A 6,506-nucleotide genomic window follows, 5' to 3' on the forward strand; every position below is an offset into this window, starting at 1 on the left:
CCTCGAACGAACGAAGACTTTGGAGCAAAGATCATGACTGACCGGGTTGTCCTCGCCTACTCCGGGGGCCTAGACACCTCAGTTGCCATCCCCTTCCTCGCCGAGAAAACCGGCGCCGAGGTCATCGCCGTGGCCGTCGACGTCGGCCAGGGCGGCGAGGACATGGAGGTCATCCGCAAGCGGGCCGTCGACTGCGGTGCCGTCGAGTCCGTCGTCGTCGACGCGCGCGAGGAGTTCGCCGCCGACTTCTGCGTGCCCGCGCTGCAGGCCAACGCCCTCTACATGGACCGCTACCCGCTGGTCTCCGCGCTGTCCCGGCCGTTGATCGTCAAGCATCTGGCGGCCGCGGCCAAGGAGTTCGGCGGCACGCACGTCTCGCACGGCTGCACCGGCAAGGGCAACGACCAGGTCCGCTTCGAGGCCGGCCTGGCCGCGCTCTTCCCCGAGCTGAAGGTCATCGCCCCCGCCCGCGACTACGCGTGGACCCGGGACAAGGCCATCGCCTACGCCGAGGAGAAGAACCTCCCGATCGAGACCAGCAAGAAGAACCCCTACTCGATCGACGCGAACATCTGGGGCCGGGCCGTCGAGACCGGATTCCTGGAGGACATCTGGAACGGCCCCATCGAGGACGTCTACGCCTACACCGCCGACCCGGCCGAGCCCCGCGAGGCCGACGAGGTGATCATCAGCTTCGTCAAGGGCGTCCCGACGGCGCTGGACGGGCGGGCGCTGACCCCCTTCCAGATCATCTCCGAGCTGAACCGGCGCGCCGGCGCCCAGGGCGTGGGCCGGCTCGACATGGTCGAGGACCGGCTCGTCGGCATCAAGTCGCGCGAGGTCTACGAGGCGCCCGGCGCCATCGCGCTGATCACCGCGCACATGGAGCTGGAGAACGTCACCGTCGAGCGCGATCTGGCCCGCTTCAAGCGGTCGGTGGACCAGCGCTGGGGCGAGCTCGTCTACGACGGCCTGTGGTTCTCCCCGCTGAAGAAGGCGCTGGACGTCTTCATCGCCGAGGCCCAGGAGCACGTCACCGGCGAGATCCGGATGACCCTGCACGGCGGCCGCGCCACGGTCACCGGCCGGCGCTCGGAGGCGTCGCTGTACGACTTCAACCTCGCCACCTACGACACCGGCGACACCTTCGACCAGTCGCTGGCCAAGGGCTTCGTCGAGCTGTGGAGCCTGCCGTCGAAGATCGCGGCCGCACGTGACCGGCGGGTCTGAACGGGTGGGGATGCCCGCGACCAGCACGCCGGAGGGCGGGCCGGTCGGACATCCCGTAGGGTCGCGGATTGAACTGGGAGGGAGAACGACGGTGACTGATGGTGGCAAGCCGATGCGGCTGTGGGGCGGCCGGTTCGAGGGGGGTCCGGCCGACGCGCTGACCAGGCTCTCGGTGAGCGTGCACTTCGACTGGCGGCTGGTGCCGTACGACCTGCTGGCCTCGCGCGCGCACGCCCGGGTGCTGCACCGCGCGGGACTGCTCACGCAGGAGGAGCTGGAGCGCATGATCGGCGCTCTGGACGACCTGGAGCGGGCCTGCAAGGCGGGCGAGTTCCGGCCGACCGTGGCCGACGAGGACGTGCACACCGCACTTGAGCGCGGCCTGCTGGAACGCCTGGGCACGCTCGGCGGCAAGCTCCGCGCCGGCCGGTCCAGGAACGACCAGATCGCCACCGACCTGCGGCTGTACCTGCGCGACCACGTCCGGCACATCGTGTCCCGGCTGGTGGAGCTGGAGACGGCGCTGATGAGCCAGGCCGAGGAGCACGCCGAGACGGCCGCCCCCGGCATGACCCACCTGCAGCACGCCCAGCCGGTCTCCTTCGGCCACCAGCTCCTGGCGCACGTGCACGCCTTCGCCCGCGACATCGACCGGCTGCGCGACTGGGACAGGCGGGCGGCGGTCTCCCCGCTCGGCTCCGGCGCGCTGGCGGGCTCCTCGCTCCCGCTGGACCCGCAGGCCGTCGCCGCCGAGCTCGGCTTCGACTCCGCGGCCCCGAACTCGATGGACGCCGTCGCCGACCGCGACTTCGCCGCCGAGTTCCTGTTCTGCGCGGCGATGATCGGCACCCACCTGTCGCGGCTGGGCGAGGAGATCGTCCTGTGGGCCTCGCAGGAGTTCCGCTGGATCGAGATGGACGACGCCTACTCCACCGGCTCGTCGATCATGCCGCAGAAGAAGAACCCCGACGTCGCCGAGCTCGCCCGCGGCAAGAGCGGCCGCCTCATCGGCAACCTCATGTCGCTGCTGACGACGCTCAAGGGCCTGCCGCTGACCTACAACCGCGACCTGCAGGAGGACAAGGAGCCGGTGTTCGACTCCGTCGACACCCTGCTGCTGGTGCTCCCGGCGATGGCCGGCCTGGTCGCCACCATGCGGGTCAACACCGCCAAGCTGGAGGCCTCGGCGCCCGACGGGTTCGCCCTCGCCACCGACCTGGCCGAGCTGCTGGTCCGCCGGGGCGTGCCGTTCCGCGAGGCCCACGAGGCGGTCGGCCACCTGGTGGTCTGGTGCCAGGTCAACGACAAGGACTTCGACGAGCTCACCGACGACGAGCTCGTGAAGATCTCGCCGCACTTCACCCCGGACACGCGCGAGGTCCTGTCGGTGCCGGGCGCGCTGGCGGCCCGCAAGGCCCACGGCGGCACGGCCCCCGACCGGGTCCGCGACCAGCTGACCGCCCTGCGGGAGGTCGTCGACGGCCAGGCCGCATGGGCGAGCGGGAACTGAGGCCGCAGGAGGGGGCCGGGGCCGCTGAGCCGGTCCCCGTGACCGGGCTCGGCGGGCCCGCCCGGTTGCCCCGGTCCTTCTTCGACCGGCCCGCGCACGAGGTCGCCCCGGACCTGCTGGGCCGGGTGATCGTGCACGGGCCCGTCGCGGTGCGGCTGACCGAGGTCGAGGCGTACGGCCTGCCGGGGGAGGACCCGGCTGCCCACACCTACCGCGGGCTCACGCCGCGCAACGCGGTGATGTTCGGGCCGCCCGGTCACGTGTACGTCTACTTCACCTACGGCATGCACTTCTGCGCGAACCTGGTCTGCCTTCCCGACGGGGTCGGCTCGGGGGTGCTGCTGCGGGCCGGTGAGGTGGTCGCCGGGGCCGAGACCGCCACGGCGCGCCGGAGCACGGGCGCCGGCCGTACCGTCCCCGCCAGGGACCTGGCGCGCGGACCGGCGCGCCTGGCCGTGGCGCTCGGCTTCACCCGCGAGCACAACGGGATCGACGCCTGCCCGCCCGATGGGGCGGAGGCGATCGGGAACGGTTCGTACGGCGAGCCGGAGCGGTCCGGATCTGAGGCGGTGGCCGTCCTGGAAGGACAGCCTCCCGAGGCGGGCCTGATCAGGTCGGGGCCGCGCACCGGGGTCTCGGCGGGCAAGGAGACGCCCTGGCGGTTCTGGATCGCCGATGACCCCACGGTCTCGCCGTACCGGCCGCACGTCCCGCGCCGCCGGACCTGACGGCCGTGACGACGCGACATGGGCCGGGACCGTCACACTGGGCATCCGGTTACGGATGGCCGTTGGTCTGCGCGGGCCCGTACGGCGGGGGCCCGTACGGCGGGGGCCTGTACGGCGGGCGTCCGGTCCCAGGCTCAGTCCCAGATGACGTCCGGCGGGTCGTCGCCGGTCGCCTCGGCGACGAGACGGGCGCTCCGCTCGGCCTCCGCACGCCGCGCGGACGACAGGGAGTCGAAGGCGGTGATCGTCAGCCGGTGTTCGGTACGGCGGTAGCGCCAGATGCCGGCCACCTCGCCGTCGACGAGCAGCGCCCCCGGCCCGGAGAGGGCCCGCCACACCTGCCGGCGCCGGTCGCCGTCCGGGACGAGCAGGGTCCGGTCGACCTGGCGCAGGTAGGGATCGTTCGGCGGGAGGAGGACGACCCCCTCGGGTTCGGGCGCCTCCCGCACCGCGTCGAGGAGCGCCTCGGGCAGATCGCAGCGCCGGTCGCCGACCTGGACCCGGACCAGGTCGTCGGCCCGTTCCCGCCACAGGCCGGTGGCGGCAGCGACGTCGCCGCCCATCCAGTCGCGGAACACGGTCTTGCCGGTGGGGCCGTTCACCCGGAAGTAGGCGTCCAGCAACGCCGTACGCGGATGGTCGATCTTCTCCTGCCGGTGCTCGGGAGGCGGGTACAGCATGGTCGTGCGCTGCTCTCCGGGACCGAGGACGATCCGCGCCTGACGCCCGGCCGCGCGGAACAACCCGTCGGGAACGTGGTTCGCCTCGCAGGGCGGACACCACTCCACGACCGAGGCCGGTACGCGACCTGTCACCAGGGTGCTCGCCTCCGACTTCGACATGGGAGCGGTCACCACGGCGCCCAGCGCGGCGGCCACCGCCTCGACCGCCCGGACGTAGTCGGCCCCGCCGTCGTCCGACTCCCGGGGGGCGAGCGCGTCGCGCACGAAGTCCAGGTGGGCCGGGCGATGGACGTGCGGCGCCCCGCGTACGGACCACATGCTCACCAGGGGACCCTGCGGGGAGACGGCGTCCGCGACGCTCGTCGTCCCGGCGGCGTCCGCGCGGGTGTCGTCTGCGCGGGTGCCGTCCGTGGGGATGCCGTCCGCGCGCTGGATCAGCGACTGCTTGGCGCCGGCCTGTCGGCTGTCCTGCACCCCCAGCAACAGCAGATCGTCGAGCACGTCCTCGCCGGACCGGCCGGCCAGGCCGTGCCGTCGCCATCTGAAGCCCAGCCAGCGAGCCCTGTCCACGGTGACCACACCGCTCATCAGCACCACTCCGATCGTCATGCCGTCCGGCCCAGCCGTACCAGATCGTTTTTCCGCTGTCACGGCCCTTTCCCGTGCGCCGGGGGCGGTTTCGAGTGGCGCAACGATGCCGGAATCGGGCAGGCTGTACCGCGAAGCCGTACAAGACCCTCGAGAACATTGGAAAGCAAGAATCGTGACCGACATTCTGGATGACCTCGCCTGGCGCGGGCTGATCGCGCAGTCCACCGACATCGACGCCCTGCGGGCGAAGATGGCCGAGGGTCCGATCACGGTCTATTGCGGCTTCGACCCGACCGCGCCCTCCCTGCACGTGGGCAACCTGGTGCCGCTGCTGACCCTGGCCCGGATCCAGCGGGCCGGGCACCGCGCCATCGGCCTGGTGGGCGGCGCCACCGGTCTGATCGGTGACCCCAGCGGCCGCAGCACCGAGCGTTCGCTCAACTCCGCCGAGGTCGTGGCCGAGTGGGTCGCGCGCATCCGGGTGCAGGTGGAGCGGTTCCTGGACCTGTCCCACCCGGAGCGCGGGCTCATGGTCAGCAACCTCGACTGGACCGAGGGCATGTCCGCGATCGAGTTCCTGCGCGATGTCGGCAAGCACTTCCCGGTCAACCGCATGCTGGCCCGCGAGTCGGTCTCGGCGCGCCTGGCTGGTGAGGGGCTCAGCTACACCGAGTTCAGCTACCAGATCCTGCAGGCCAACGACTACCTGGAGCTGTACAGGCGGCACGGGTGCTCGCTGCAGATCGGCGGCAGCGACCAGTGGGGCAACATCACCGCGGGCACCGACCTGGTCCGCCGGGTGACCGGTGACCACGTGCACGCGCTGACCGTGCCGCTGATCACCAAGGCCGACGGCACCAAGTTCGGCAAGACCGCGGGCGGCGCCGTCTGGCTCAACCCGGAGATGACCTCGCCGTACGCGTTCTACCAGTTCTGGCTGAACGCCGACGACCGCGACGTGGTGAAGTTCCTGAAGATCTACAGCTTCAAGTCCCACGAGGAGATCGAGGCGCTGGAGAAGTCCGTGGCCGAGCGGCCCTTCGCCCGCGAGGCGCAGCGCGCGCTGGCTGAGGAGCTGACCACGCTGCTGCACGGGGCGGAGGAGTGCGCCGCGGTGATCGCGGCCTCGGCCGCGCTGTTCGGTCGCGGGTCGCTGCAGGAGCTGCCGGCCCACACGCTCGGGGCGGCCCTGGCCGAGGTGCCGCGCGCGGAGGTGCCCGGGCTTGGCGCGCCGTTCGTGGACCTGCTCGCCGAGAGCGGTCTGGTGGACTCCAAGTCCGCCGCCCGCCGCGCGGTCAAGGAGGGCGGCGCCTACCTCAACAACGTCAAGGTCACCGACGAGGCGTATGCGCCGACGCAGGAGGACCTCCTGCACGGCCGGTACCTGGTGCTGCGTCGCGGCAAGACGTTCGGTGCCGTCGAAGTCGTCTGACCTGCGGCGCCGGCTGATCGACCGGCACGTGAACGCCCCGGCTGCGGCCGGGGCGTTCGTCGTTGCGGGGATAACGTTCTGATAGCGGAGAACGGCCGTCTCGCAGGGGAATCCGGGCTGACCTGGGCTTTCGATCATGGCGGTTGATTTGACGGCGGTTCGCAGGCGGCTTATGGTTTTCAGTGCCCGGGAGCGAGCCGGACGCCTCATGGCGGACGGGCCCCAGGGCCAGCCCCCTCTCACGAACGAACCTTGGTGTTCGTCCCCTGTGCATGTCGACCGGAAAATCGGTTGATTGGACACGGGCCGGATGGCACGGTAAGTTTAGAGGG

Annotated in this window: 5 protein-coding genes; 4 read left to right on the forward strand and 1 reads right to left on the reverse strand. The window is 71.5% G+C overall.

The genetic code is table 11. The features are described 5' to 3' along the window. The first annotated feature begins 33 nt into the window (after window positions 1–33). From Psi01_RS25040 to Psi01_RS25050, 3 genes are all read left to right on the forward strand, one after another. A complete protein-coding gene (locus Psi01_RS25040) occupies window positions 34–1,230 on the forward strand; it encodes an argininosuccinate synthase (RefSeq protein WP_204066526.1) in 1,197 nt (398 codons plus the stop codon). Between the two features lie 91 nt (window positions 1,231–1,321). After that, complete coding sequence (gene argH, locus Psi01_RS25045; RefSeq protein WP_204066527.1) at window positions 1,322–2,740, forward strand: argininosuccinate lyase; 1,419 nt, start codon at window positions 1,322–1,324, stop codon at window positions 2,738–2,740. Then, entirely contained in the window at window positions 2,722–3,468 is a 747-nt protein-coding gene (locus Psi01_RS25050; RefSeq protein ID WP_204066528.1) for a DNA-3-methyladenine glycosylase, read from the forward strand. Before argH ends, Psi01_RS25050 begins: the two co-directional genes overlap by 19 nt. A 134-nt stretch (window positions 3,469–3,602) precedes the next feature. On the opposite strand, the gene Psi01_RS25055 is transcribed toward Psi01_RS25050, so the two are convergent. Further along, window positions 3,603–4,760, reverse strand: coding sequence for a DNA glycosylase AlkZ-like family protein (locus Psi01_RS25055; protein WP_204066529.1), 1,158 nt, complete (start codon window positions 4,758–4,760; stop codon window positions 3,603–3,605). A 154-nt stretch (window positions 4,761–4,914) separates the two neighbouring features. Here Psi01_RS25055 and tyrS point away from each other — a divergent pair, with 154 nt between their 5' ends. Beyond that, window positions 4,915–6,174 carry a tyrosine--tRNA ligase gene (gene tyrS, locus Psi01_RS25060; RefSeq protein WP_204066530.1) on the forward strand — a complete coding sequence of 420 codons (1,260 nt, stop codon included), beginning with the start codon at window positions 4,915–4,917 and terminating at the stop codon, window positions 6,172–6,174. Window positions 6,175–6,506 lie beyond the last annotated feature (332 nt).

It is taken from the genome of Paraplanobispora siamensis, assembly GCF_016863175.1.
Lineage (GTDB): Bacteria > Actinomycetota > Actinomycetes > Streptosporangiales > Streptosporangiaceae > Planobispora > Planobispora siamensis.